Origin of the sequence: Gemella haemolysans (assembly GCF_012273215.1) — a bacterium.
Taxonomy (GTDB): Bacteria; Bacillota; Bacilli; order Staphylococcales; family Gemellaceae; genus Gemella; species Gemella haemolysans_A.
Genome location: NZ_CP050965.1, coordinates 1,399,135 through 1,425,695 on the forward strand (window position 1 = coordinate 1,399,135; position 26,561 = coordinate 1,425,695).

A 26,561-nucleotide genomic window follows, 5' to 3' on the forward strand; every position below is an offset into this window, starting at 1 on the left:
GACTGTTTTTATAACTTATTTTGGTGTAAAATTATAGTTATAAAAATTAATTAAGTTCTTTTTGTAAAAAACACTTGTATTTTTATAGAGAACATTGTATCATATATACAACGATAAAGCAAGGAGATTTTAAATGATTTACGAAAGTACAAGAGATATTAATAGAAAATTAAATCCGAGTGAAGCTATTCTTCAAGGTTTAAGTGAAGAAGGTGGACTTTTCGTTTTAAGAGATTTAGGAAAAAATAAATTAGATTTAGAGAAATTAATCGGAAAAAGTTACTATGAAGTAGCTGAAGCCGTGTTACGTCTTTTCGTAGACTTTAGCGATGAAGAAATTAAAAAATGTGTAGAAGAAGCTTATAGAGGAAAATTCTCTCACGAGAATATTACCCCTCTAGTAGAATTAAAAGATAGCTACGTTCTTGAATTATTCAATGGACCTACTAGTGCATTTAAAGACGTAGGTCTTTCACTTCTTCCACAACTTACAAAAACGGCACTTACAAAAGTAGAAGACAAAAATGACATTCTTATCTTAACAGCGACTAGTGGAGATACAGGTAAAGCAGCACTAGAAGGTTTTAAAGATGTAGATAGAACAAAAATTATGGTCTTCTACCCTAACGATGGTGTAAGTACAGTACAAAAAACACAAATGCAAACTCAAGAAGGTAAGAATACAAAAGTTTGTGCAATTCACGGAAACTTTGATGATGCTCAAAGTGGGATTAAAGAACTATTCGTTGATGAAGAATTCAAAAAAGAATTACTTTCTAAAAACATTAAGTTATCAAGTGCAAACTCAATCAATATCGGGCGTCTTATCCCTCAAGTAGTTTACTATGTTGTTTCTTACTTAGACTTAGTAAATACAAACAAAATTAAATTAAATGATAAAGTAAACTTTGTAGTACCTACTGGAAACTTCGGTAATATTCTAGCTGGTTACTACGCTGAACAAATTGGTTTACCTGTAAATAAACTAATCTGTGCAAGTAACAACAATAATGTACTTTATGATTTCTTAACAACTGGTGTTTATGATAAGAATAGAGACTTCTTAAAAACAGTATCACCAAGTATGGATATCTTAATTTCTAGTAACTTAGAACGCCTGCTTTACTACATTAGTGGTTGTGATAATGCATATATTGCTAAACTTATGAAAGACTTAAAACAAGCTGGTCGCTTTGAAGTTACAGGTGAAGTATTAGCTAAGATAAAAGACAAATTCCAAGCTGGGTTTGCTGATGATGAACAAACTAAAGAAACTATTAAAGCTATCTATGAAAAAGATAACTATCTATTAGATACTCATACTGCAGTAGCTTACAAAGTTCTTCTTGATAATTTAGATAATGAGCATGCTAGTATTGTATTATCAACAGCATCTCCATATAAATTTACAGAAAGTGTCTACTCTTCTCTATTCGAAACTCAAGGTGAGGACGAGTTTACTCTTATGAATAAACTTCATGAACAAACAAAAGTTGTTATCCCTGAGAATTTAAGAGATCTTGACAAAAAAGAAATTAGACACAAAGATGTAATTAATAAAGAAGATATGAAGAAATACATCTTAGAGAAACTAGGTGATTTATAATGATAAGTGTTCGTGTACCTGCCACTTCTGCAAACGTAGGATGTGGTTTCGATAGCCTTGGTGTTGCTTTAACACTTTACACTACTTTTAAATTCGAAAAATTAGACAATGGTCTAGAATTCGTCGGATTTGAAGAACGTTTTTCAAATGAAAACAACCTAGTTTATCAAACATTACTAACTACACTAAAAAAATTAAACAAAGAAATTTCAGGTGTTAGAATATCAATCGATAATGATGTACCTATTAGCCGTGGTTTAGGTAGTAGCTCTACTTGTGTAGTCGCTGGAATATACGGTGCGTACTTACTAACTGATACACCTATTGATAAACAAGAAATCTTTACAATAGCTAATGAAATTGAAGGTCATCCAGATAATGTTTCGCCAGCTATTTTCGGAAGTCTAAGTTCATCTTGTACTACTGATAGTAAAGAAGCGGTAACTGTAAGATATGAGGTCGATGAGAGATTTAATTTCCTGGCGTTAATTCCAAACTTCGAAACTTCTACTGAAGAAGCTAGAAAAGTAATGCCAAAAGAAATTAAGCTTCAAGATGCAATCTACTCATTATCACGTATCGGATCGGTTATTAAAGCATTTGAAACTTATGACTTAGAACTTCTTAATAAGGTTATGGGGGATAAAATCCACGAACCTTACAGAAAAGAAATAATACAAGAATATCACGAAGTTAGAGAAATTTGTGAGAAAATTGATAGTTCAGCATTTTTCATTTCTGGAAGTGGTTCTACACTTATGAATATAGTTAGCGATACTAACAATATTGAAAAAATAAAAACTGAACTTGCTAAATTAAAATATGACTGGCAAGCAATTTTACTAAAAGTTGATAAAGAAGGAACAGTAGTTCTAAATTAATATGTTAATAATTTTTGAACTTCTTCTTTTATTGCAGAGAAGAAGTTCATTTTGAAATAATTTTTATACAAATAAAGGAGAGATTTATTATGCAAAAATCAAGAGTAGCCGTATTAGGGGCAACAGGAATGGTAGGACAACGTTTATTAGTATTATTAGAAAATCACCCATACTTCGACGTAGTTAAATTAGCAGCATCACCTCGTTCTGCTGGTAAAAAATATGGAGAACTTATGGAAAGTCGTTGGAAATTAGATCACGCTATTCCTGAATACACAAAAGAGTTAGTTGTTGAAGACTTATATAAAATTGACGAAGTTTCTGAAGGAATTGATATGGTATTCTGTGCTATCAACCTTGATAAAGAAGCTTTAATTAAACTTGAAGAAGACTATGCTAAACGTGAAGTTGTTGTTGTATCTAACAACTCTGCAAACAGAAACAAAGATGATGTACCGATGATTATCCCAGAGATTAACTCTGCTCACCTAGGTGTTCTTCCTGCGCAAAGAGAACGTCTTGGAACTAAAAAAGGATTCATCGTTACAAAACCTAACTGTTCAATTCAAAGTTATGTTCCTATCTTTGAAGCAATTAAAGAGTACGGTGTTAAAGAAGCATCTATCTGTACTTACCAAGCTATCTCAGGAAGCGGAAAAACTTTCAACGAATGGCCTGAAATGATCGAAAACATCATTCCTTACATCGGAGGAGAAGAAGAGAAAAGTGAAAAAGAACCACTTAAAATCTTTGGTAAAGTAGTTGATGGAAAAATCGTTCCAGATGATTCTATGAAACTATCAGCTCAATGTATTCGTGTTCCAGTTCTTGATGGGCACCTTGCTTGTGTATCATTCAATTTAGAAAATGACCCAGGATTAGAAACTTTAGTTGAAAAAATCAAAAACCATGTTCCTGAAATTGCTAAATACGACTTACCACTAGCACCAACTCCATTCATTAAATACTATGAAGAAAACGATCGTCCACAACCAGTTCTAGATCGCGATAACGAAAAAGGTATGCAAATTACTGTAGGTCGTCTTCGTGAAGATAACCTATTTGATTACAAATTCGTAGGACTTTCTCACAACACATTACGTGGAGCAGCTGGTGGAGCTGTATTAACTGCGGAACTAATTAAAAAACTAGGATACTTAGATTAATTGTCTATTAGTATTCCTTAATACCATTATAAATATTATTTTAAATTATCCAACAAAGGACCTTTACAATAAACCAATAAATCACCCTCGAAATATATCGAGGGTGATTCTTTATTTTAGACTGATGATTAAATCTTAGTCTTCTTTTTTTCGTTTTCTGATTGCCGCTGCAATTCCTGCAAGTAATACACTGAATCCTGCTGCCGCTGTGTTAGATGTTTCGCTACCTGTGTTAGCTAAACGTTTAACTTGTGCTTTAGGAGTAGCTGCTGTTACTTTTCTGAAGATGTGACGTACATTTCCATTTTCGTCTACTACAGTTCTTACGAACTCGTATCCTTCAAATGTTCCTTCACCTTTAGCTCCATTTTCAGATGGTTTTAATGGGTTACCATTTTCATCTGTCCATGTTGTAATTACTGTTGCTGGTGTTGGAGTTGTTACTTTTTCGTATACATGTTCTACATCTCCGTTTGGAAGAGTCTTAGTTTCTACAAATCTGTATCCTGGGATATCTTTCTTAGGTGTTGTTCCTTCTTCTGTTGGATTTCCTGGAATTTCTTTTCCTTCTTTATCCTTGAATGAAGTTGTTACTTTTTCGTATACGTGTTCGATATCTCCGTTTGGAAGTTTCTTAGTTTCTACGAATCTGTATCCTGGAATATCTTTCTTAGGTTGTTCACCTACTTCTGTTGTTGTTCCTGGGATCACGTTTCCGTCTTTATCTTTGAACACTGTGTTTACTTTTTCGTATACGTGTTCTGTATCTCCATTTGGTAGTTTCTTACTTTCTACGAATCTGTACTCTGGGATGTCTTTCTTATCTACTGTTCCTGGCTCACTTGGATATTTCGGAATCTCATTTCCTTCTTTGTCTTTGAAGAATGTATTTACTTTTTCGTAGACATGTTCTGTATCTCCGTTTGGTAATTTCTTACTTTCTACGAATCTATACTCTGGGATGTCTTTCTTATCTACTGTTCCTGGCTCACTTGGATATTTCGGAATCTCATTTCCTTCTTTGTCTTTGAAGAATGTATTTACTTTTTCGTAGACATGTTCTGTATCTCCATTTGGTAGTTTCTTACTTTCTACGAATCTGTATTCTGGAATGTCTTTCTTATCTACTGTTCCTGGCTCACTTGGATATTTCGGAATCTCATTTCCTTCTTTGTCTTTGAAGAATGTATTTACTTTTTCGTAGACATGTTCTGTATCTCCGTTTGGCAGTTTCTTACTTTCTACGAATCTGTATTCTGGGATGTCTTTCTTATCTACTGTTCCTGGCTCACTTGGATATTTCGGAATCTCATTTCCTTCTTTGTCTTTGAAGAATGTATTTACTTTTTCGTAGACATGTTCTGTATCTCCGTTTGGTAGTTTCTTACTTTCCACGAATCTGTATTCTGGGATGTCTTTCTTATCTACTGTTCCTGGCTCACTTGGATATTTCGGAATCTCATTTCCTTCTTTGTCTTTGAAGAATGTATTTACTTTTTCGTAGACATGTTCTGTATCTCCATTTGGCAGTTTTTTACTTTCTACGAATCTGTATTCTGGGATGTCTTTCTTATCTACTGTTCCTGGCTCACTTGGATATTTCGGAATCTCATTTCCTTCTTTATCTTTGAAGAATGTATTTACTTTTTCGTAGACATGTTCTGTATCTCCGTTTGGCAGTTTCTTACTTTCTACGAATCTGTATTCTGGGATGTCTTTCTTATCTACTGTTCCTGGTTCACTTGGATATTTCGGAATCTCATTTCCTTCTTTGTCTTTGAAGAATGTATTTACTTTTTCGTAGACATGTTCTGTATCTCCATTTGGCAGTTTTTTACTTTCTACGAATCTGTATTCTGGGATGTCTTTCTTATCTACTGTTCCTTCTTCTGGATCAAATCCTGGAATTATATTTCCTTCTTTGTCTTTGAAGTAAGTCTTAACTTTTTCGTAGACATGTTCTGTATCTCCATTTGGCAGTTTCTTACTTTCTACGAATCTGTATTCTGGGATGTCTTTCTTATCTACTGTTCCTGGTTCACTTGGATATTTCGGAATCTCATTTCCTTCTTTGTCTTTGAAGAATGTATTTACTTTTTCGTAGACATGTTCTGTATCTCCGTTTGGCAGTTTCTTACTTTCTACGAATCTGTATTCTGGGATGTCTTTCTTATCTACTGTTCCTGGCTCACTTGGATATTTCGGAATCTCATTTCCTTCTTTGTCTTTGAAGTAAGTCTTAACTTTTTCGTAGACATGTTCTGTGTCTCCATTTGGCAGTTTTTTACTTTCTACAAATCTGTACTCTGGTACTTCTTTCTTGCCTACTGTTCCTTCTTCTGGATCAAATCCTGGAATTATATTTCCTTCTTTGTCTTTGAAGTAAGTCTTAACTTTTTCGTAGACATGTTCTGTGTCTCCATTTGGCAGTTTTTTACTTTCTACAAATCTGTACTCTGGTACTTCTTTCTTGCCTACTGTTCCTTCTTCTGGATCAAATCCTGGAATTATATTTCCTTCTTTGTCTTTGAAGTAAGTCTTAACTTTTTCGTAGACATGTTCTGTGTCTCCATTTGGCAGTTTTTTACTTTCTACAAATCTGTACTCTGGTACTTCTTTCTTGCCTACTGTTCCTTCTTCTGGATCAAATCCTGGAATTATATTTCCTTCTTTGTCTTTGAAGTAAGTCTTAACTTTTTCGTAGACATGTTCTGTGTCTCCATTTGGCAGTTTTTTACTTTCTACAAATCTGTACTCTGGTACTTCTTTCTTGCCTACTGTTCCTTCTTCTGGATCAAATCCTGGAATTATATTTCCTTCTTTGTCTTTGAAGAATGTATTTACTTTTTCGTAGAAGTGTTTTGTATTACCTTTTTCATCCGTTTCAGTCTTAATAACTCTATATCCTTCTATTTTCTCTTCTGGATACTTGCCATCTTTTGTAGGGATTAACTCTGTTTCTTTTCCATTATTTTCTACAGTAACGTATTTAGTTTCTGGACGAACAGTCGGTGTATACGTTGCTTTAATAGTTCTTCCATTTTTATCCTTACGAACTACCTCTACTGCAGTTGCTGTTCCCACATAATCTTTTTCTGGTGTAAATGTTACTACACCTTCATCATTAATAGTATATGTCCCTTGACCTGAAATTACTTTTTCTTTAGTTTTATCTTCGAATGTAGGAGGTACTGTAGTATCGATATCCCCTTTAAATAATGGAGTATTAGACTGAGGTTGATTTTTAGCACCTTCTGATATTACATTTTCTGTAGTAGTTTTTCCTAGTACTGTCGGTGTATACGTAGCTGTTACTAATGTTCCATTTTTATCTACACGTTTAACGGTTACTCCTGTTGCTACTCCTACAAAATCATTTTCTGGTGTAAATGTTACTTTACCAGTCGCATCGATAGTGTATATACCTTCTTTTGGTATTACAACTTTTCCTTCTTCATCTGCACCTTCAAGTCTTGGAGCAACATTTTCATCGATTGGAACTTCTACTTTTTCATTATTAATAGTTGTACTTCCCGCTTTAAATACAGGTGTTCCAAATTGTTTTTCTCCTTTATCCCCAATTGATGTTACATCCTTAGATGTTGGTGTTACACCTTTAACAGTTGGTGTATATTTAGCATTAACTGATGTACCATTTTGATCTTCACGCTGAACTTCAACACCGTTCGCTACTCCTGTAAACTGTGGCTCTGGCGTAAAGGTTACTTTACCATTTTCATCAATTGTATAAGTCCCCTCATTTGGCACTTTTATAGATTTTTCATCTATCGGTAATCCTGTCTCAGGATTCACTAATTTAGGTGCTTTAGTACTAAGTGGTACCTCTACCTCTTCACCATTAATCATAGCTTTTCCTGCCGTAAATATTGGAGTCCCTTCTTGAGGTAATCCTTGAACCCCTATTGATCTTACTGGAGTTGATATTGGTCTAACAGGTACTATTGTAGGTGTATATGTTGTTGTCACTTTTGAACCATTTGTATCTTTCACCTGAATAGTTACTTCTCTAACTTCTCCCGTATATGTTTTATCTGACGGAGTAAATACTACTAAAGGTTTATTATCTACTACATTTATCCTGTAAGTCCCTATTTCTTTTAATCCATCTGAAGATTTTGCTGGAACAGAATCTCTCTCCTGTCCATTTTCATCTAGCAACTTAAAGGTACTACTATCTAATGGAACTTCTTTATCTACACCATCAATAGTCGTTTTACCGGGTTTAAACAATATTTCTTTCGTTTGCTCCTTCCCTTGTATATCTTTTGAGACAGCGGGTTTTGCCGTTGGAGAAACACCTAAAATATGTGGAGTATATGTTGTTCTTACTTTTGTTCCATTCTCATCTTCAGCTTGAACATCAACTGGTAATACAGTTCCTGTGTATGTTTTATCTGTTGGTGTAAAGATTACTTTATTAGTTCCAGGAGTAATACTATAAGTTCCTACTTGTTTTACACCATCTTGTTTTACACCATCATTTGCATAAGCTGGAACTTCCGTTACTTCTGTTCCATCGCTACCTATTAACTTACTTGAACCAACTTTAATCGGTACAGATTTCTCTACATCTCCAATTACTGCTTTTCCTCCGGTAAATGTCACTGTTCCTTCTTGAATTTCTCCTTGAATTCCAGTTGAAGTAGCAGGCGATGCTTGTGGTTTTACTCCCACAATAGATGGCGTATATTTTGTTTCAACTTTAGTTTCATTTATATCTTTTGCTTGGACACGAGCTGGCACAACTGTTCCAATATATGATTTATCTGTAGGAGTAAATGTTACAATACCAGTACTAGAGTCTACTGTGTATTTTCCTACTTCCTTGTTCCCTTCTCCTAATGCAGGAGTCTCTGTTACTTCATCACCATCCGAGTTTAGTAATTTAATTGAATTTTCTTTAATTGAAACTTCTTCATGACCTTTCTTAAATATTGGTTTCCCCGTTTGAACTTCACCTTGAATTCCAGTTGAAGTAGCTGCTTCAGCAGTTGGACTAACAGCAATTACTGTTGGTATATATTTTGCTCTTGCTGTTGATAAAGAAGGAACTCCATCTTTATCAAATCCCACAGGTCCTGTCAATTCTACAGTAACTCCTCCTGCAGTACCTTTAAATGATAATAGTGGTTGAAATTTCACTTCTCCAGTCTCAGGTACAATTGTATATGTTCCCTCATTCTCTACAGTGATAGAGGTTTCATTAATTATACTTCCTGATTTTGGATCTACTAACTTAGCTATATATTGAGTACTTGGACTAACTATTCTCTCTGCTTCTCTTCCTGCATTTACCTTGAATAACGGTATTCCTTTTTGTTCTTTACCTTGAAGTCCTGTTGTCTCTTTCGAATGCCCCGTCATTTCTTTTGGTTCTACAATTGGTACATATACTGCATCCATAGATTTATTATTTCCTGCAGAATGCCCCCCGTTATTAGTGTTTGTTAATACATCCCCATCTGTTACTGCTTCCCAACCAGTACTTTGTCCATTTGCATCTACAGCACGTAATACAACTCCACTTGCTTTCCCTACAAATGCTGGATCTGGCGTAAATGTAACAGCTGTATCCGAAACTTCATATGTACCTTGTCCTGGAACATTTAGGTTAGTAACAAGTTGTCCTGTTTCATTAACAATTCTTACCCCACCTTGTGCTGTTTTAGTTGTTTCAGCAGTAATAGAATTTCGTTCCTGTGTATAGTCTATTTTTCCATATGAATTAAATGTAACACTACCATTTTTAGACCCTAAGTCTCCCGGCTCATCACCTTTATTATGACTAATATATTCAAAAGAAATTCTTTGTTTATCACCTTGTTTCCCTGTGGTTTCCTCATAATCCCCACGTGGTGGATTAGTAACCTGGACTTGATTATCCTCTACCTCTCCTGAATATGCAATCCCTGTTGGATTTTCAACTTGAGTTCTATCGGTAGCTATACGTACCCTGAATTTTATAATATCATTATTTTCATCTATTACATGCGTATTATGGAAAGTAAGTTCAACTATTTGATTATTACCTGTTACTTCTTTGATATCCGATTCTTCACCTTGATCAAACTTACCATTATTATTGAAATCAATGAAACCACGAACATAAGCTTTTTCTAATGGACCATTAAAATTTTCATTACCATTAGCTGAAGCCTTTATTTTGATTTTATGTGTATTATTTGGACCTAATATTGGTCTTATCGCAGATAATCCTGTCTCTTTATTTCTTACAATAAAATCCGAAGGCATTAACTGATCTACACCTTCATCAGCATAATCTGTCTCATCATCAGAATTTTCTCCAGATATATTTCTTCCCGGAGTGGATTCAGGATCAGCTTTTACTGTTCCTAGATATGGCTGTTGAATCTGCTTTTCTGCTCCTGTAACAGAATCTAGTGTCTTAGTTTTTAAATAATGCTCTACTTCTCCATACGATTCTGGTAAATCTCCATAATCAGAAATTTTAATTCCCAGCATAGATGATTGCTGTCCTGTAGTCAGCAAATAGAAACCTACTTCTGTTACATTACTTGAGGATACAATCGGCGTTGCTCTTCCATCTATATTTGTATATCCACCAAATACTTGAGATCCTAATCCTGCCGTAGCAGAGTCTGGCGTAGCAAACTTTCCAGCAGCCAAAGCATCTACAAACGCTTTATCTCCAAGACGTTCCATACTTCTTAGATCAAATAGTCTATTAAACTTATTTAAAGGTAGGTAATGTTTAGCTTGCCCATGCCCTATCAAAGCAAGAAGATCCCAAGGTGTACCATTAGTTGTATAAATTTCAGTTTCATGCTCCGCAATTTGTTCCCCTGAAGTCATAACAATACTTGGTTTTATAAGTTTCCCATTATATTTAGCTTCTATTGTAAATTTTACACCAGCTACAGTTCCATTCTGACCGTCACCATTAGCACCAACACCACCAATTGTTGTTTTTGCTTTTCCAGTATCCAATCCTGATTTTTTAGTTTCTGACCAATATCCTTGAGGCACACCGCCTATACCAGTTACTGTTGGCCTCCCATTATTTGCATCTACTCTATTTTCTCCATCCGGTTTATAGCTATTTTGATATACGGTCCCTGCCACACGTCTTTTATATACATCAGTAGCATCAAATGGTTTTAATTCTTTTACAGTTAATTTAACTGTATATCCTGGGATTATTTCTTTTTCAAAAACTGATCCTACTTGAAGTTGACCATTTTCTTTAAGTTTAGTCCATGCTTTCTTATCCCCAAAATCTAACCATTGAATCTGTCCATTAAGATTCTTAATTTCAGCACCATTTCTTTCCTTTGTTTTAATTGGAATATCTGTTAATGAAGTGTATCCATGATCCGCTAACCATTTTTTCCCTGTTTCTGTAGATGCATCCTGCAAATATTCAGTTTCAACTTCTGCTAATGCCACATCGAATTTGCCGTTACGTTTAGCTCCAGCGTTCTCTAATTGAGTATAAACAGCTTTGATAGAGTTGCTTAATTCTGCTAAACTTTTAGCGATTTGTTCTGTAGTCGCTTTGTCGTTTCCTAATAATTCTTTAGCTACTTTTAATGCTTCTTCGTTTTTCACTACTGCAGCTTGTACTGCTGGTTTTGCTTCTACTTTTAAGTCTTTTTTGCTTAATTCAGTTTTAGCAAGTGTGTTAGTTACTTCTGCTTCTGAAGCTACTTGAGTTAATTCTTTTTTAGCTGCTGCTACTTCTTTTTCTTCTTTTGTAGCTTTTGCTTCTTTTTCTTTTTGATAAGCTTCTTTTTTCTCTTCTAATTTTTTGTCGAAAGCTTGAGTTTTAGCTTCTGTTACTACTTGGCTTAAAGCTTGCACTGCTTGTGCTTGTGCATCTACTTCTGCTTGTGTAGCTTCTTCATTAGCTAATACAGCTTTAGCTGTTGCTAATGCTTCTTTTGCTGCTTCTACAGCTGCTTTGTCAGCATCTTGAGCTGATTTTAATTTTTCTTCTAATGTTGCGATGCTTGCTTTTAAGATTTCTTTCTTAACTTCAGCTTTTGGAGTTTCTGCTCCTACTTTTTCTGCTACTGCTGCTGCAACATTTTCTTTTGTAGTTTCTACAACAGGTTTTGCTTCTGCTTTTGGTACAGCTTCTGCTTTTCCAGCTTCTTTTGTTGTATTATCTACAATTGTGCTGTTTGATACTTCTTCAGCAGCTTGTACTGCTCCAGCACCAAAAAAGATACTCGCACCGATTACTACTGATGCTGTACCAACTTTAAACTTCTTGATAGAATAAGATTCTACTTTAGTTCCTTTTTTTACTTCGAATAAATAACTATTATTTTTACCTATCATATATTTCCTCTTTAAATTCAATATAAATAATGATATACATGAATAAACATTTCAAAAAACATATTACTTATACTAAATATAACTTCCTTATAAAATTTTTATAAAAATAAAAAAAATAAAATAATCAATTTTATTTTTTTTTATCAATCCCAAAATATAATTTTAATTAAAATAACTAAATAAAAACCACTCGAAAAGATTAATGAAGACACTAACAAACTAGGGCCAATTATTATTTTACATAATTTAACTATATTTGTCTAGAGAAATACATTTATAGAATTAATAAATATTTTTAAACCTCTACTTATACATGATCTATATTTTTTATAAGAAAGCTAGTTATAACCACTTTAAAGTTAAAAAACTATAATAGTCTTCATAAAAATTTTCTACATTATATATAATTAATATCCATAATTTTATATTATCTAACCTAATAGATTTAGAATCTTTGTCAAGTTCGGGGCATGGAGAAAAATAGGAAATAAGATCTAGGCGGCATTTTGCTGCTTAGATTTTTCTTACTTTCACTAAGTTTAACATTATTTTTATATTCAGAAACAAATAATCTAGACATAATTAAAATGCGTAATCTGAAATTACTAAAGCTAGAATATCCTTATGATACTCTCTTTAGTAATTTTATTTTATTATTAAATCCTTCTAATGGACCATTAGAATACTTATATTTAACAGCGTTAAGCATATACTCTTTGTGCTTTTTCATAGTATTTATAGCTTTAGCCACACCTTTAGATAATCCTTTAGTATCAATATCTATATACTTCTCTAATTCTACTGAATCTTTAGTCTTAATAGCCTCTCTAATCTCATGTACTCTCTCATAGCTAGCTGTAAATTCAGCATCTATAGCTAATATATAATCTAATACTTCTTTTCTAGTTACAAAACGTTTAAAGCTTCTAGAATAGAATGTTTTTATTGAATTTACTTTATCTCTATCTTCTAATATTACCTTCCAGAAGTTTTTTAGAATAGTGTAAGTAGAGCCTTTTTTATTCTTATATTGATTCATTAGTTTTACTCTAGCTTTGTTTAATTCTCTATTAATATTTTGAACCATGTGAAATCTATCTATAATTATCTTAGCGTTAGGGAACACCTCTCTAATCATATTTATATAGGGTGGGTAAATATCTATACAGATCGTTTTTACTTTCTTCCTTACTTTTCTTGGGTATCTCATAAAGTATTGTTTCAATATATGTTGTGTTCTACCATCTACAATATCTATATAATCGTGTGTTTTAGCATCTAAGAATACGAAGCTCATACTATTTTTACTATCTTTAGTTGATTTTATTTCATCAAAACATAGGTGTTCTGGCAAGTTTGAATGAGTCTTAACTTCTACTGCTTCTCTACATGATTTCATTACTCTTACTACTGTAGATACTGATACATTACTTAATTCAGCAATATCTTTAAATGATAGTGTCTTAGAAAGATTCTTCATAATGTGGAATATAAGATTTTTAGATATACTACAGTGCTTTTGTACAAATGATGTTTCAGCACAAAACCTAGAATTACATTCTCTACATTTGAAGCGTTGTTTCTTTAGTCTAAGGTATGTAGGGCATTCTGACATCTTTAATAAAGCTATTTTTAATGGATCTCAAAATCCATTTTTAATTATATTATTTCCTTCTTTTATACAACCACAGTTTGTACAACACTTTGGTTTATATGATAAAGTCCCATGAAATACGAATGTATCTTGACCATCTACATTGATTAGATCAAGTTTATCCTCCATAGTTATATTTTGGTCTTTTATTAATAGTAAATTTGTGATAAAATTATTCATGACAAATAGCCTTTCTTAGTTAATTATTTTTCTACACTTTAATTATATTGGATATTTGTCTTTTTGCATATAAAAATAAAAAACCCTAAGGACACCTCCTTAGGGTTTGGTAATATTTAAATTATTTAACGTCTAGAACTTGTCTACCTTTGTACATACCAGTTTTTCTATCAACACGGTGACCCATTACGTAGTTACCAGTTGTTGCATCGATAGTAATTGATGGTGCAGATAGTTTTTTGTGAGTTCTTCTTTTTCTTTTAGCTGTTTTTGATGTTCTTCTAAAAGGAACTGCCATAGTTAATTTCCTCCAATTATTTTAAATAATTCTTATTGTTCTTTAAATAATCCATTAAGAGCTGCAAATGGTGATTCTTTCTTTTCTTTAACATCAGTTAAAGACTCTTCAGAAACTAATTCCCAGTCGTTACCAGAAACCATCTCAAGCTCTTCTTCATCAGAAGTAGTTATTGGAATATTTAAAATTATAAGCTCATTCACTAAAGGTGTTAAATCAATATACATATCCATTAAATTAACATCGGATATCTCTTCACCTGCAAATACAGATTTATCAACGTATTCTTCTTTCTCTTCGACTTCAAATGGAACAACAACTTCTTTTAGTGTTTTTCCTGAAATCATTTCGAAGTTACCTTTAATTAATAGATCGGCATAGATTTTATCTTGTCCACCTCGAGTTAATTTTCCACTAACAACAACGTCTCTAATATCTTTTAGAGAGCTATCATAGTGTGCTACTTTAACATTTATATTTTCTTCAAAAACAAAAGTATCACTATTATTTTTGAATAACGAAGATCTTAACCATTTCATTAAATATCACCTCATAAACACATTATTTATTATATATCTTTTAGTTTGAGATGTCAACAAAAAAAGTTGACTCTTTTAATATTTTTTAATTCATTATATATTTCAGTATATTTGCTAACGACATAATGAATCCTACAAAAATCGTTAACTTAGCTGTTAGCACCATATACGGTGCCATTGTTTTTTTGTGATTGTTCGCACTGAAACCTTTAATTATTTTTATCGCTAAAGGAATAGTAACGAGCACTAGCAGATTCCACCATGAAGCATATTTAGTAACTATAAATAAAATATTTAGTAAATATACCACGATGAAGCTACCTGCCATTGTTTTAATCGCATTATTTCTTCCAACTAATATTGCATAGGTTCTTCTTCCAGATTCTTTATCATTATCTAAGTCACGTATATTATTCGCTAATAAAATAGCTCCTATCATGATGAATAAAGGCAATGAAACGACAATAATATCAGCATTAACATATCCGGTTTGGAAATAAAACGATAAAGCTATTATTATTGTTCCCATGAAGAATCCAGAGACAACTTCTCCAAACGGAGAATAAGCTATCGGATACTTTCCTCCAGTATAAAAATATCCAGCAAGCATACACACTAGACCAACCACTAGTACATACATACTAGTCATAAAAGTTAATATTAACCCCAGTACAAATGCTAGTGCATATAATACTAAGGCTCCTACCATAACCTCTTTAGGTCTTAGATTCCCCTTCACTATCGAACCAGATATTCCTTCTGAATCGACCTTGTCCAATCCATGTTTGTAGTCATAATACTCATTGAATAAATTAGTCGCAGCTTGAATTAACAAGCATGCTAGTAAAAACAATATAAATTTTAAAATTGAGAATTTACTCTCATATCCCAATGCATACGTAGCCCCGAACAAAACTGGTGCTATCGATGCTGGATAACTATGTGGTCTTGTACACATAAAAAATTCTTTTAATTTACTTTTATTCACAACATCCTCCTAGTTATCTTATTACTTTGAATATTATATCATATATTTCTCTTCGATGTTATTAAAATTCTTTCCCTATTTATTCAAACAACGAATTATAACGTTTTCAATTTTTATGGTATAATTAAAAAAGAAATATTATTATACATGGAGGAACTCATTATGAAAATTGCATGGATTGGAACAGGAGTTATGGGTGAGAGCATGGCTGGACACTTATTAGATGCAGGTCATGAACTTTTCGTCTACAACAGAACAAAGAGTAAAACTGACAACTTAGTAAAACGTGGAGCAACTCTTCTTAAAGAGATTAAAGATGCATCAGTATTTGCCGAAGTCATATTCACTATGGTTGGTTACCCTAAAGATGTTGAAGAAGTATATTTAGGTAAAGAAGGATTAATTACGACAGCTAAAAAGGGGCAAGTCTTCGTAGATATGACTACTTCTTCACCTACACTCGCTGAAAAAATCAGTGTCGAATTTCTAAAAGTTGGAGGATACGCACTTGATTTACCAGTTACTGGAGGAGATATCGGAGCAAAAAATGCTACATTGTCTATCATGGCTGGTGGGGACAAGAAAGTATTTGAAAAAATCGTTCTTCCATTAGTTGAAAAACTAGGTAAAAACATTACTTATTTCGGAGATGCAGGAAAAGGGCAATATACAAAACTTGCTAATCAAATTGCTATAGCTACTACTATGATTTCTGTTGCAGAAAGTTTCAAATTTGCTAAGGAAGTTGGTCTAGACTTGGACTCGTTCTTCAAAACAGTATCAACAGGTTCAGGCGGAAGTTTCTCAATGACTTCATATGGACCACGTATCCTAAACGGAGACTTCAAACCGGGATTTTTCACTCACCACTTTATTAAAGATATGAAACTTGCTTTAGAAGAATGTGAAAAAATGAATATCAAACTCCCTGGACTTGAGACAGCCTACAAAATTTACAACGAATTAGAAGAAGAAGTTCGTAACACAAACGGAACTCAAGCAATTTCTAAATGGTATAAACTATAAAAAAGATGAGTTGATCGCCTAGATCAACTCATTTTTAATATATATTTTTCCTCCAAGTTTTAACGCTTTTGAATCTTTTGCGTGTCCAACCTCTTGAGTTTTTGCTACTGATAAAGAAGATGGTATATACTCCTGAATAATTTCAAATATTTCTTCAACAGAAAATTCTTTTTCAATTTTTGTGAAAGTTCCTATTAATAATCCTGAAATTTTATCAAATACTCCTAGTTGTTTCAATTGAGCAAGATGTGTTAGTAAACCTTCTATTGAGCTACCCAATCCTTCTATGAAAAGCACCTTGTTTTCTACTTTTGGAAAATACTCTGTCCCAGCTAATTTCAAGAAGCATCTAATATTTCCTCCAACAATTTCACCTTCAATTTTTGTTCCTTGTAAAAATCTCCAGTTAACATCAAATAAAGAGTTTTGTTTCTTCAAAAATGTATTCTCAAAACTTGTTCGTATTTCTTCATTTTCTATAATATTTAAAATCTGATATAAATAATTTATCTTATCTGTTTTGCATACTAATGCATTTAACACTGTAGTTAAATCACTATATCCAAAAAATTGTTTATAGTTTTCTTTTATTACGTCATAATCTATATATTCCAAGACATCATTAGCAATATCTCCACCAGAAATATCAAAGATTGCTTTAATCTCATTATTTCTATAAAACGACATTAGTTCATCCGCTCTAAGTTGTGGACTTGCGGCACGCCCATACTTATCTCTATAGATATATTTAGTAAAGACAGGTACTAAACCCATCTCAACTAAAATACCCTCTAATTTTTCTAATCTCGCTTTATCTTCAATTTTTTTTCCGTTTGAGCAAACTACTAATGCTATTTTATCATTTATATTTAATATCATACCTTACTAGTCTTCCTTATCATATATATATAGTAAAAGACAGGACTTAATCCTATCTTCTACTTTTTATAATATTTTTATAACCTATTTACTTACGCTTTCTACATAATATTTAGATCTACTTTGTCCGCCTTCATATTTTTTATTATTTAGACGTAGTACCATTTGTCCTGATTGTCTTCCACCACTTGAGGTATCAATTAAAGGTACGATAACTTTATCACCTTCTATTTTAAATTTATCTGGTGTTGCAGGAGATATTGGATTCATTCCTCCGATTCCACCAAATACAGCAAGGTACATCTTATCTTTCTTGAAGTAAACAACTTCTCCGTTTCCAACACTCTTATTGTATTTGGCTTCATTTCCTTTATAACTATCATCAATTTCTTTATATTTAGCATATTGTAATGATGTTACTTTTTTATAAACTTGTTCAGCACTAAATGTTTCCGCAGAAGCAGTATTATAAATATCTGTTATTTCTGCTAATGACATTGGCACAACATTCATACCTAGTTGAGCATCTCTTACATGTTTACTGAAATCTGATAAATAACCAAATAATCCAATCATATTATCTATACCTCCACCTAAACTAACGCTAAAGTATTTATCAGCAATAGCTTTTGCAGCATCTTTATCATGGTCTTTGTTATTTACGTTTATGTTATTCCATTTTAACTTATCATTACCATTAACTTTAGAACCTATCTTATCTAAGTCATCTCCTGTTGATGTTAATTTTCCACCATCAACTTTATAAGAACCGATAATTTTATTTACATCATTAACTTGACGATTAGCATAATATCCACCTAAACGGAAATAGATTACATCATATCCTTCACTGTTATCTACCGCATAACTTACAGTCGGTGCATATTTTTTCAAGATATCAATTACAGCTTGTGATAAGTGTAATTCTGAATTAAGAGCATCGATATCATTTAATGTTGAAAGTTTTTCAATAATTATTGTAGTCTCTTTATCCAATTGTTTTCCATCTACACTTCCTAAGTTAGCACTATTATTAGTTGTACTTCCTTCTTGCATTTCTTCGTATTTGATAATTCCAAACACACATATTACAGCCGCAACGAAAACCGCAGCAAAACCTAATATATATTTTATTCCTTTGTTCATACTTTCTTTTCTTTCTATAATTTTTTTCTTTAATTATCTTCTCTATCAAACGTAGGGACGTAGAAATGTCTTCCTTCTAGTCCAAATAATTTATCACTAAATGTTCCAGGCTCTACATTCGCTAAGTTTTTCTCAAACATCATCATTCTAGCATCGATATTATCAATAAAATGAATAATCTCCGCTTCTTTAATCATAGGTAGTTTTGGTGAACCAAATTCATACTTACCATGATGCGCAAGAATCATATGTCTAAGTAATGTAATTTCTTCAGCTTCAATACCTAATTTATCAGCCATTCGAGCTACTTCATCACTCATAATAACTATATGCCCTAATAGCTCACCTTCTAATGTATAAGAAGTTCCTACAGGTCCACTAAGTTCTATAGTTTTCCCTAAATCATGTAAAATAATACCACTATATAATAAATCCTTATTTAACGATGGATAAATTCCCACCAATGCTTTTGCTATTTTCAGCATTGTTGTTGTATGGTAAATCAGTCCTGAATAAAAATCATGATGCATTGATTTAGCCGCAGGGTAACTTATGAATTGTTTTTTATATTTATTTAACAATTCAATTGTTACTGTTCTTAAGTTCTCATTACTTATTTCTTTTAAGAAATAATTTAATTCATTTATCATTACATCTTTTGGTACTGGTGCTGTTTGAATATAATCTTGTATATCAATGTTGTCATTTTCTGTAGCCATTCGATAATTTTTAATTTTCAACTGTAGTTTTCCACGATAATCTAAAACCGTCCCTTCTACATAAACCATCTTACCAGCTTTTAAGTTTTCACTATCTTCTTCTTTAACTTCCCAAATTTTCCCATCAATGCTACCAGTTTTATCTTTCAGATATAATGTTAAATACGGTTTCCCACTTGTCGCAATTCCACGAATTACATTATCCAATAATAAAAACATACTAATCTCTTGATCAGTCTTAAAATCGCTTATGAACATTTCCTCACTCCTTCTTTTGTATATTATATATCCATATTATATTTTACTTTGTATTACAAAAAAATTCAAATAAATATAGTATAATACTCTATAAAATAGAAAAAAAGCCCAGAAATTTCTGAGCTTTTCATCTTATTAGTCAAATAGATCTTTTGCTTTTCTACTTACCTTATCCAGGAAGCTTTCCTCTTCTTCAACTTTTTCATTATTTAATTTAGCAAGTTCTAAGTATAACTCACGTTCTTTTGTTGATAGGTTTTTAGGAATTTCAATAGATACAACGATATAGTGATCCCCTTGACCATATCCCATAACGCTTTTAACACCTTTACCTGCTAGACGGAATTTACGTCCGTGTTGTGTTCCTGCTGGAACATTTAGTTCAATTTCACCTGTTAATGTACGAACATCAACTTTTGTTCCTAAAGCAGCCTGTGCTGGAGAAAGTTTTAATTCAGTGTAGATGTCATCATCTTCTCTGTGGAAGTATGAATCCTCAGCAACGATTACCTCTATGAATAAATCACCTGCTGGACCTCCATTTTCTCCTGCTCCACCTTTACCACGAAGGCGAACACGTTGTCCTGAACTAATTCCTTCTGGAATTTCTACTTCGTATTCTACTTCACGGTTATTATATCCTTTACCGAAACAATGAGCACATTTATCTTTAATGATTTTACCTCGTCCTTGACATTCAGAACATGTACGTTGACTTTGCATACGTCCGAATGGAGTATCTTGAATTACCGCTTCTTGTCCACTACCATTACATCTGTGACAAGTGTTTACAGATGAAGAATCTTTCGCTCCACTTCCGTGACAGTGGTCACATTCTACATCTTTACGAATTTTAATAGTTTTTTTCGTACCGAATACGGCATCCTCAAAACTTATACGAATTCGGTGTAATAAGTCTTCTCCTTGACGTGGGGCATTCGGATTACGACGTGATCCTCCACCACCGAAGAAACTTGAGAAAATATCTCCAAGGTCATCAAAACCACCTGAGAATCCAGAGAAACCTCCACCGAAGCCACCAAATCCACCTTGACCGGCTCCACCTTCAAATGCTGCGTGACCAAATTGATCATATTGAGCTTTTTTAGTATCGTCACTCAGTACTTCGTACGCTTCTGAAATTTCTTTGAACTTATCTTCAGCGCCTGGCTCTTTGTTGATATCTGGGTGATATTGTTTTGATAATTTACGATATGCTTTTTTAATTTCAGCTGCACTTGCGCTTTTACTTACGCCAAGTACCTCATAATAATCTCTTTTAGCCATCTTAATCTCTCCTATAATTATTTAACAAAGGGAGTGACTCAAAAATCGTGATTTCGGAGAAATCGATTTTGTCGAGTCACCCCCGCAAAGTTTATTAGATATCTAAAAGCTTTTATAAAGCAAATTTAGATATCAATAAACCACTGCGTCTATGAGTTCCCATATAAACTTTTTCAAAATTTATAACCTGTGGGTAACTCCCTTAGACTATTTATTTAATTATTTTTTCTCAGTGAAGTCTGCATCGATTGTATCATCATCGTTGTTAGATGAAGTTGCTCCTGCATCTGCTCCTTGAGCTCCAGCTGCAGCATTAGCTTGCTCGTAAAGTTTCATAGTCATTTCTTGAACAGCTTTGTTTAATTCATCTTTAGCAGCTTTAATTTCTTCTAAGTTATTGTTTTTAATAGCTTCTTTTAATGTATCGTTTTTAGCTTTAATGTTATCTAATAAGCTTTGGTCTACTTTATCTTTAGCTTCTTCTAATGCTTTATCTGCTTGGAATGAAAGTTGATCAGCTTCATTACGTACATCAGCTTCTTCTTTACGTTTAGCATCAGCGTCAGCATTAGCTTCTGCTTCTTTAACCATTCTATCGATATCTTCATCTGTTAATGAACTACTTGATTCAATAGTAATTTTTTGTTGTTTTTGAGTTCCAAGATCTTTAGCTGTAACATTTACAATACCATTTTTGTCGATATCGAATGTAACTTCGATTTGAGGTACTCCACGTGGTGCTGGTGGTATATCTGAAAGTTGGAATCTTCCAAGAGTTTTGTTGTCAGATGCCATTGGACGTTCACCTTGTAATACGTGGATATCTACTGCTGGTTGGTTATCTGCAGCTGTAGAGAATATTTGTGATTTAGAAGTTGGGATTGTAGTATTTCTTGGAATTAATACTGTCATAACTGATCCCATTGTTTCAATACCTAATGATAATGGAGTTACGTCTAATAATACTACGTCTTTAACGTCCCCTGTAATTACTCCACCTTGGATAGCAGCACCCATAGCTACTACTTCGTCAGGGTTTACTCCTTTATGAGGCTCTTTACCCATTTCTTTTTTAACAGCTTCTTGTACTGCTGGGATACGAGTAGATCCACCAACTAAGATTACTTGATCGATCTCACTTGGATTTAATCCAGCATCTTTAAGAGCTTGACGAGTTGGAATTAATGTTCTTTCTACTAAGCTGTGAGTAAGTTCATCAAATTTAGCACGAGTTAATGTGTTTTCTAAGTGAACTGGTCCGTTAGCTCCAGCTGAGATGAATGGTAGTGAAATTTGAGTTGAAGTTACACCAGATAAGTCTTTTTTAGCTTTTTCTGCTGCATCTTTAAGACGTTGCATTGCCATTTTATCTTGTGATAAGTCAATAGCTTGTTCTTTTTTGAATTCATCTACAAGGTAGTCGATAATAGCTTGGTCGAAGTCATCTCCACCTAGTAAGTTATCTCCTGATGTAGCTAATACTTCGAATACTCCATCTCCTAATTCTAAGATAGATACGTCGAAAGTACCACCACCTAAGTCGAATACTAATACTTTTTGATCTACATCTGTTTTTTCTAATCCGTATGCTAATGCTGCTGCAGTAGGTTCGTTGATAATACGTTCTACTTCTAATCCAGCGATTTTACCAGCGTCTTTAGTTGCTTGACGTTGAGCGTCGTTGAAGTAAGCTGGTACTGTGATAACAGCTTTAGTTACTTTTTCACCTAAGTAGGCTTCAGCAGTTGCTTTTAAGTTTTGTAAAATCATTGCTGAGATTTCTTGTGGTGAGTATTTTTTACCATTTACATCTTCTTTGTAATCTGTACCCATGTGACGTTTGATAGAAATTACTGTGTTAGGGTTAGTAATTGCTTGACGTTTTGCTACTTCCCCTACTTGAATTTCATCACCTTTGAATGCTACTACAGAAGGTGTAGTTCTGTTACCTTCTGGGTTAGGGATTACTTTAGCTTCCCCACCTTCTAATACTGATACACATGAGTTAGTTGTTCCTAAGTCGATACCTATAATTTTTGACATATTCTTGTCCTCCTTAAATTTATAATAACTATATTTTCAAATTTATTTGTTAAAATGATTATTTCACTCTAACAAAGTCTTATATTACTTTTTTAAATGCTTTTCAGCTTTACACTGAAAATATTCTACGCAGTGGCTACATACCAATCATTTCGTTGCTACGCTCCTCATTCTTGGTGTAGCTGTGCGATTCTTACTCCTAACTTTTTTCTTCACCTTCTAGGTTCCAAAAAACTAAGGATTAATAATTACGAGTTAACCTTAACCATTGCTGGTCTGATTACTCTATCTTTTAGTTTGTAACCTTTTTGGAATGTATCTAAGATTACTCCGCTTTCTTTGTCACTTTCTTCTCCTTGCATTACTGCGTGGTGGAAGTTTGGATCGAACTGAGCATTTTCAGTTTCTACTAGTTCAACACCTTCTGATTTAAGTACTGCTTGTAATCCTTCGTATACCATTTGTACACCTTTTAAAACTGTTTGTACTTCTTCATTAGTTGACTCAACTTGTAAAGCACGTTCTAAATTGTCCAAACTTGGTAAGATTTCTGTAATTACTTTTTGACTCTTATAAGCATTTATAGTTTCAATTTCTTGATTCTTACGTCGTTTAAAGTTTTCAAATTCTGCGTAAAGTCGTAAGTATTTGTCTTCTGACGCTTTTACTTCTTCTTGCAGTTTTTCAATTTGTTCTTGCAATAACTCTTCTGCAGTTTTTTCAACTACTTCTTCAGAGTCTGTCGTTTCTTCAGTCTCAACAGTTTCTTCTGCTGTTACTTCTTCTTGTAGAGTTTCTTTTTGTTCTTCAGTAGCCATCTCTACCTCCTAATTATTTTAAATTATTATTTAAATTATCACGAACACAAGCTATAAGTGTCATGATTTTCGAATAGTCCATTCTCTTTGGTCCAAATACGGCTATTACACCTTGACCTTTAGATGTGTTATAACTACTAGACACTAATGAAAGATCATCTATATTCCCAAGCTTAAGCTCAGTTCCTATTTTAATAGATGGTTTGTCTGTTACTTCATTATTATCTAGAAGCTCGACTATCTTATCATCTTCTAAGAGCGATACTACTTCTTTTAATTTTTCTACATTGTCTATATCGGGTTGTTTAAGTAAATTGTACTTACCCCCTAATGCTACAGTCTTTTTAATTTTATTTTGCAACAATCTGTTTAAAGCTACCACTATCATATCGTAGTTGTTAACTTTATTCTTTAGATATTTTTCTAACTCACCGTGAATCATTACGTGAGCTGTTGCCATATCCACATCATAGAAGTAACTTTGAAGAAGTTTATTAATCTCCCCTATATCTTCTGCGGTGAAATCTGCATCAAGTTTATAGTTTTGTTGGAATACCTCTCCTATATTTGTTACTAAAATAACGAGAATACTACGACTACTCAGAAGAATAACCTCTATCTTATTAATGCGCCTATCCGTTTTTGTCGGGGCTAGTATCACCGCCGTACAATCAGTTAAGTCCGATAGTACTATTGCATTTTTTTCTAGATAGTTATTTTCTGAGACTATATCATCACCAGAAAGTTGTTTAAGTTTTTCATTCTCACTATTCGATAGTTCATAATCTTTTTTTATATAATCTACATAATAGCGATAACCTTTTTCCGAAGGTACTCGACCTGATGAAATATGAGTCTTTTTAATCAATCCTTCTTTTTCTAACTTACTCATATCATTTCTTATCGTTGCCGAACTGAAATCAATATTTTGAGCAATTTGCTTAGAACCTACAGGTTGATTAGTCGTAATAAAATTTTCGACTATAGATTGAAGAATGAGTACTTGTCTATCTATTAACATCGTCATCACCTATTCTCCAATTTTGTGTTTTAGCACTCTAAGTATCTGACTGCTAATCACATATATAATAATATCATTAAGGTCAAAATAAGTCAATAGGTTTTCGAAAAGTTTTTTGACTTTTTTTGACTTTTGTTTTTTATGCAACAAAAACTTGAAATAACTGTTCTTGTAATTTTAATTTATATTATTAAATTAAAGTTAAAAAGTAAATCAACGTTTTAACTTATTATTTTCACTTATTATTTTAGTGTGATATAATAGATACTAATACAATAGAATAAGAGGTGTTATAATGAAAAAAATATTAAAATTCTGTGCCTTACTTTTATCTTTTGCACTATTATTAACAGCTTGTGGTAGCGAGGAAAAGACAAAAGTTTATACAGAAACAAGTAATAATCAAGAACATGTATCTACTATTTATTATAAGGGCGATACAGTGAATAAAGTCATTACTGTTTCAACTCTAAATGATAATGTTTCAAACCTAGATAGCGCTCTAGAAACAGTCAAAAAATCTTTTTTAAAGAAACCAAATTTCGATGGATATACGCGCTCTGCTGAAATTAAAGATGGAAAAATTGTTCTTACTACTGAAACTGACTACAATAAACTAGATTTTGAAACATATAGAGGAAGAATCCATCTATCAGGTTCTGCCACACTTGAAAATGAAAGAAAGTTAAGTAACGTAGAAAATAATCTTAAAAAAGAAGGAGCTACTGAGAAAAAATAATACAAATTATATTAAGGTGAAAAAATGAAAAAAATATTAAAATTAATTACACCATTACTTGCAACACTATTCTTGCTTACAGCGTGTTCTAGCGAAAAAACAAAAGTATATACTTCAACTTTTAATAATAATCAAGAAAATGAAACAACTATTACTTATAAAGGTGACGTTGTAAATAAAATAAAAACTGTAGCTAATATTAAAGATCTTGGTACAGATACAGAGTCTGCTTTTGAATATATCAAAAAAACAGTTAATGAAAAAAACAAAGATATCAAAGGTGTTACATACAATGTAGAAAGAAAAGGTGACAAGGTCATAATCACTTTGAATTTAGACTTTGACAAAATAGACTTCGATAAAGATAAAGATCGTCTAGAATTTAAAACTTCTTCTTTAGATGAAGCAAGAAAATTAAGTTATGTTGAGGAAAATATCAAAAAAGAAGGCGCTACTGAGAAAAAATAATACAAATTATATTGAGGTGAAAAAATGAAAAAAATATTAAAATTAATTACACCATTACTTGCAACATTATTCTTACTTACAGCATGTTCTAGTGAAAAAACAAAAGTATATACTACAACTTTTGGAAATGGTCAAGAAAATGAAACAACTATTATTTATAAAGGAGATGTTGTAAACAAGATAATAACTATATCTAATATTAAAGAACTTGGAGCGGATAGTAATTTTGCTTTTGAATCTATCAAAAAATCAATTGATGAACAAAATAAAGATATCAAAGGTCTTACGTATAATGTAGAGAAAAAAGACGACAAAGTAGTTATTACATGGGATTTAGATTTTTCTAAAATAGATTTTGATAAAGATAAAGATCGTCTACATCTTAAAGGTTCTTCTTTAGGTGAAGAAAGAAAATTAAGCTACGTTGAGGAAAATATCAAAAAAGCTGGTGGCGTAGAGAAAAAATAACAATTTATTAGCGTTTGAAAAGTTAGAATTA

The 26,561-nt window shown here is 32.7% G+C and carries 18 protein-coding genes and 1 pseudogene; 7 read left to right on the top strand and 12 right to left on the bottom strand.

The window, feature by feature from the left end; all coding sequences use genetic code 11:
• The first annotated feature begins 133 nt into the window (after positions 1-133).
• The 3 genes from thrC (at position 134) to asd (ending at position 3,653) form a co-directional block, all read left to right on the top strand.
• Complete coding sequence (thrC, locus tag FOC48_RS06690; RefSeq protein ID WP_003147260.1) at positions 134-1,606, top strand: threonine synthase; 1,473 nt, start codon at positions 134-136, stop codon at positions 1,604-1,606.
• On the top strand, positions 1,606-2,487 hold the full coding sequence (thrB, locus tag FOC48_RS06695) for a homoserine kinase (protein WP_003147261.1): 882 nt from the start codon (positions 1,606-1,608) through the stop codon (positions 2,485-2,487). The genes thrC and thrB overlap by 1 nt, the downstream gene beginning before the upstream one ends.
• Positions 2,488-2,576: 89 nt before the next feature.
• Positions 2,577-3,653 (top strand): aspartate-semialdehyde dehydrogenase, encoded by a 1,077-nt coding sequence (gene asd, locus FOC48_RS06700; protein ID WP_003147262.1) that lies wholly within the window; start codon positions 2,577-2,579, stop codon positions 3,651-3,653.
• Between the two features lie 135 nt (positions 3,654-3,788).
• Here asd and FOC48_RS06705 read toward each other — a convergent pair whose 3' ends face one another.
• From FOC48_RS06705 to FOC48_RS06725, 5 genes and pseudogenes are all read right to left on the bottom strand, one after another.
• On the bottom strand, positions 3,789-11,999 hold the full coding sequence (locus tag FOC48_RS06705; RefSeq protein ID WP_172497911.1) for a MucBP domain-containing protein: 8,211 nt from the start codon (positions 11,997-11,999) through the stop codon (positions 3,789-3,791).
• Between the two features lie 494 nt (positions 12,000-12,493).
• Positions 12,494-13,833: pseudogene (locus FOC48_RS06710) on the bottom strand (ISL3 family transposase).
• 121 nt (positions 13,834-13,954) lie between these two features.
• A complete protein-coding gene (rpmF, locus tag FOC48_RS06715) occupies positions 13,955-14,131 on the bottom strand; it encodes a 50S ribosomal protein L32 (protein ID WP_003147267.1) in 177 nt (58 codons plus the stop codon).
• 32 nt (positions 14,132-14,163) lie between these two features.
• Positions 14,164-14,670 carry a YceD family protein gene (locus tag FOC48_RS06720; RefSeq protein WP_003147268.1) on the bottom strand — a complete coding sequence of 169 codons (507 nt, stop codon included), beginning with the start codon at positions 14,668-14,670 and terminating at the stop codon, positions 14,164-14,166.
• An 85-nt stretch (positions 14,671-14,755) separates the two neighbouring features.
• Entirely contained in the window at positions 14,756-15,658 is a 903-nt protein-coding gene (locus FOC48_RS06725) for a 1,4-dihydroxy-2-naphthoate polyprenyltransferase (protein WP_003147269.1), read from the bottom strand.
• A 162-nt stretch (positions 15,659-15,820) separates the two neighbouring features.
• Between FOC48_RS06725 and FOC48_RS06730 the strand changes: the two genes are divergently transcribed.
• On the top strand, positions 15,821-16,684 hold the full coding sequence (locus tag FOC48_RS06730) for an NAD(P)-dependent oxidoreductase (RefSeq protein ID WP_003147270.1): 864 nt from the start codon (positions 15,821-15,823) through the stop codon (positions 16,682-16,684).
• 18 nt (positions 16,685-16,702) lie between these two features.
• On the opposite strand, the gene FOC48_RS06735 is transcribed toward FOC48_RS06730, so the two are convergent.
• From FOC48_RS06735 to hrcA, 7 genes are all read right to left on the bottom strand, one after another.
• Positions 16,703-17,563: a S66 family peptidase gene (locus FOC48_RS06735; protein WP_003147271.1), complete on the bottom strand. Its 861-nt coding sequence runs from the start codon at positions 17,561-17,563 to the stop codon at positions 16,703-16,705.
• A gap of 84 nt (positions 17,564-17,647) precedes the next feature.
• The gene (locus FOC48_RS06740; RefSeq protein WP_003147272.1) at positions 17,648-18,709 is read right to left on the bottom strand and encodes a hypothetical protein; all 1,062 of its coding nucleotides are present in this window, start codon (positions 18,707-18,709) and stop codon (positions 17,648-17,650) included.
• A gap of 29 nt (positions 18,710-18,738) precedes the next feature.
• Positions 18,739-19,686 (bottom strand): HD domain-containing protein, encoded by a 948-nt coding sequence (locus FOC48_RS06745; RefSeq protein WP_003147273.1) that lies wholly within the window; start codon positions 19,684-19,686, stop codon positions 18,739-18,741.
• A gap of 135 nt (positions 19,687-19,821) precedes the next feature.
• A complete protein-coding gene (gene dnaJ, locus FOC48_RS06750) occupies positions 19,822-20,973 on the bottom strand; it encodes a molecular chaperone DnaJ (RefSeq protein WP_003147274.1) in 1,152 nt (383 codons plus the stop codon).
• 219 nt (positions 20,974-21,192) lie between these two features.
• The gene (dnaK, locus tag FOC48_RS06755) at positions 21,193-23,016 is read right to left on the bottom strand and encodes a molecular chaperone DnaK (RefSeq protein ID WP_003147275.1); all 1,824 of its coding nucleotides are present in this window, start codon (positions 23,014-23,016) and stop codon (positions 21,193-21,195) included.
• A 248-nt stretch (positions 23,017-23,264) separates the two neighbouring features.
• The gene (grpE, locus tag FOC48_RS06760) at positions 23,265-23,834 is read right to left on the bottom strand and encodes a nucleotide exchange factor GrpE (RefSeq protein ID WP_003147276.1); all 570 of its coding nucleotides are present in this window, start codon (positions 23,832-23,834) and stop codon (positions 23,265-23,267) included.
• Between the two features lie 13 nt (positions 23,835-23,847).
• Positions 23,848-24,861, bottom strand: a complete 1,014-nt coding sequence (gene hrcA, locus FOC48_RS06765; RefSeq protein WP_003147277.1) for a heat-inducible transcriptional repressor HrcA — start codon at positions 24,859-24,861, stop codon at positions 23,848-23,850.
• Between the two features lie 289 nt (positions 24,862-25,150).
• Between hrcA and FOC48_RS06770 the strand changes: the two genes are divergently transcribed.
• From FOC48_RS06770 to FOC48_RS06780, 3 genes are read left to right on the top strand one after another with little or no spacing between them, the layout of a single operon-like run.
• On the top strand, positions 25,151-25,594 hold the full coding sequence (locus FOC48_RS06770) for a DUF1307 domain-containing protein (protein ID WP_003147278.1): 444 nt from the start codon (positions 25,151-25,153) through the stop codon (positions 25,592-25,594).
• 24 nt (positions 25,595-25,618) lie between these two features.
• Positions 25,619-26,062, top strand: a complete 444-nt coding sequence (locus FOC48_RS06775) for a DUF1307 domain-containing protein (protein WP_003147279.1) — start codon at positions 25,619-25,621, stop codon at positions 26,060-26,062.
• A gap of 24 nt (positions 26,063-26,086) precedes the next feature.
• A complete protein-coding gene (locus tag FOC48_RS06780; protein ID WP_003147280.1) occupies positions 26,087-26,530 on the top strand; it encodes a DUF1307 domain-containing protein in 444 nt (147 codons plus the stop codon).
• Positions 26,531-26,561 lie beyond the last annotated feature (31 nt).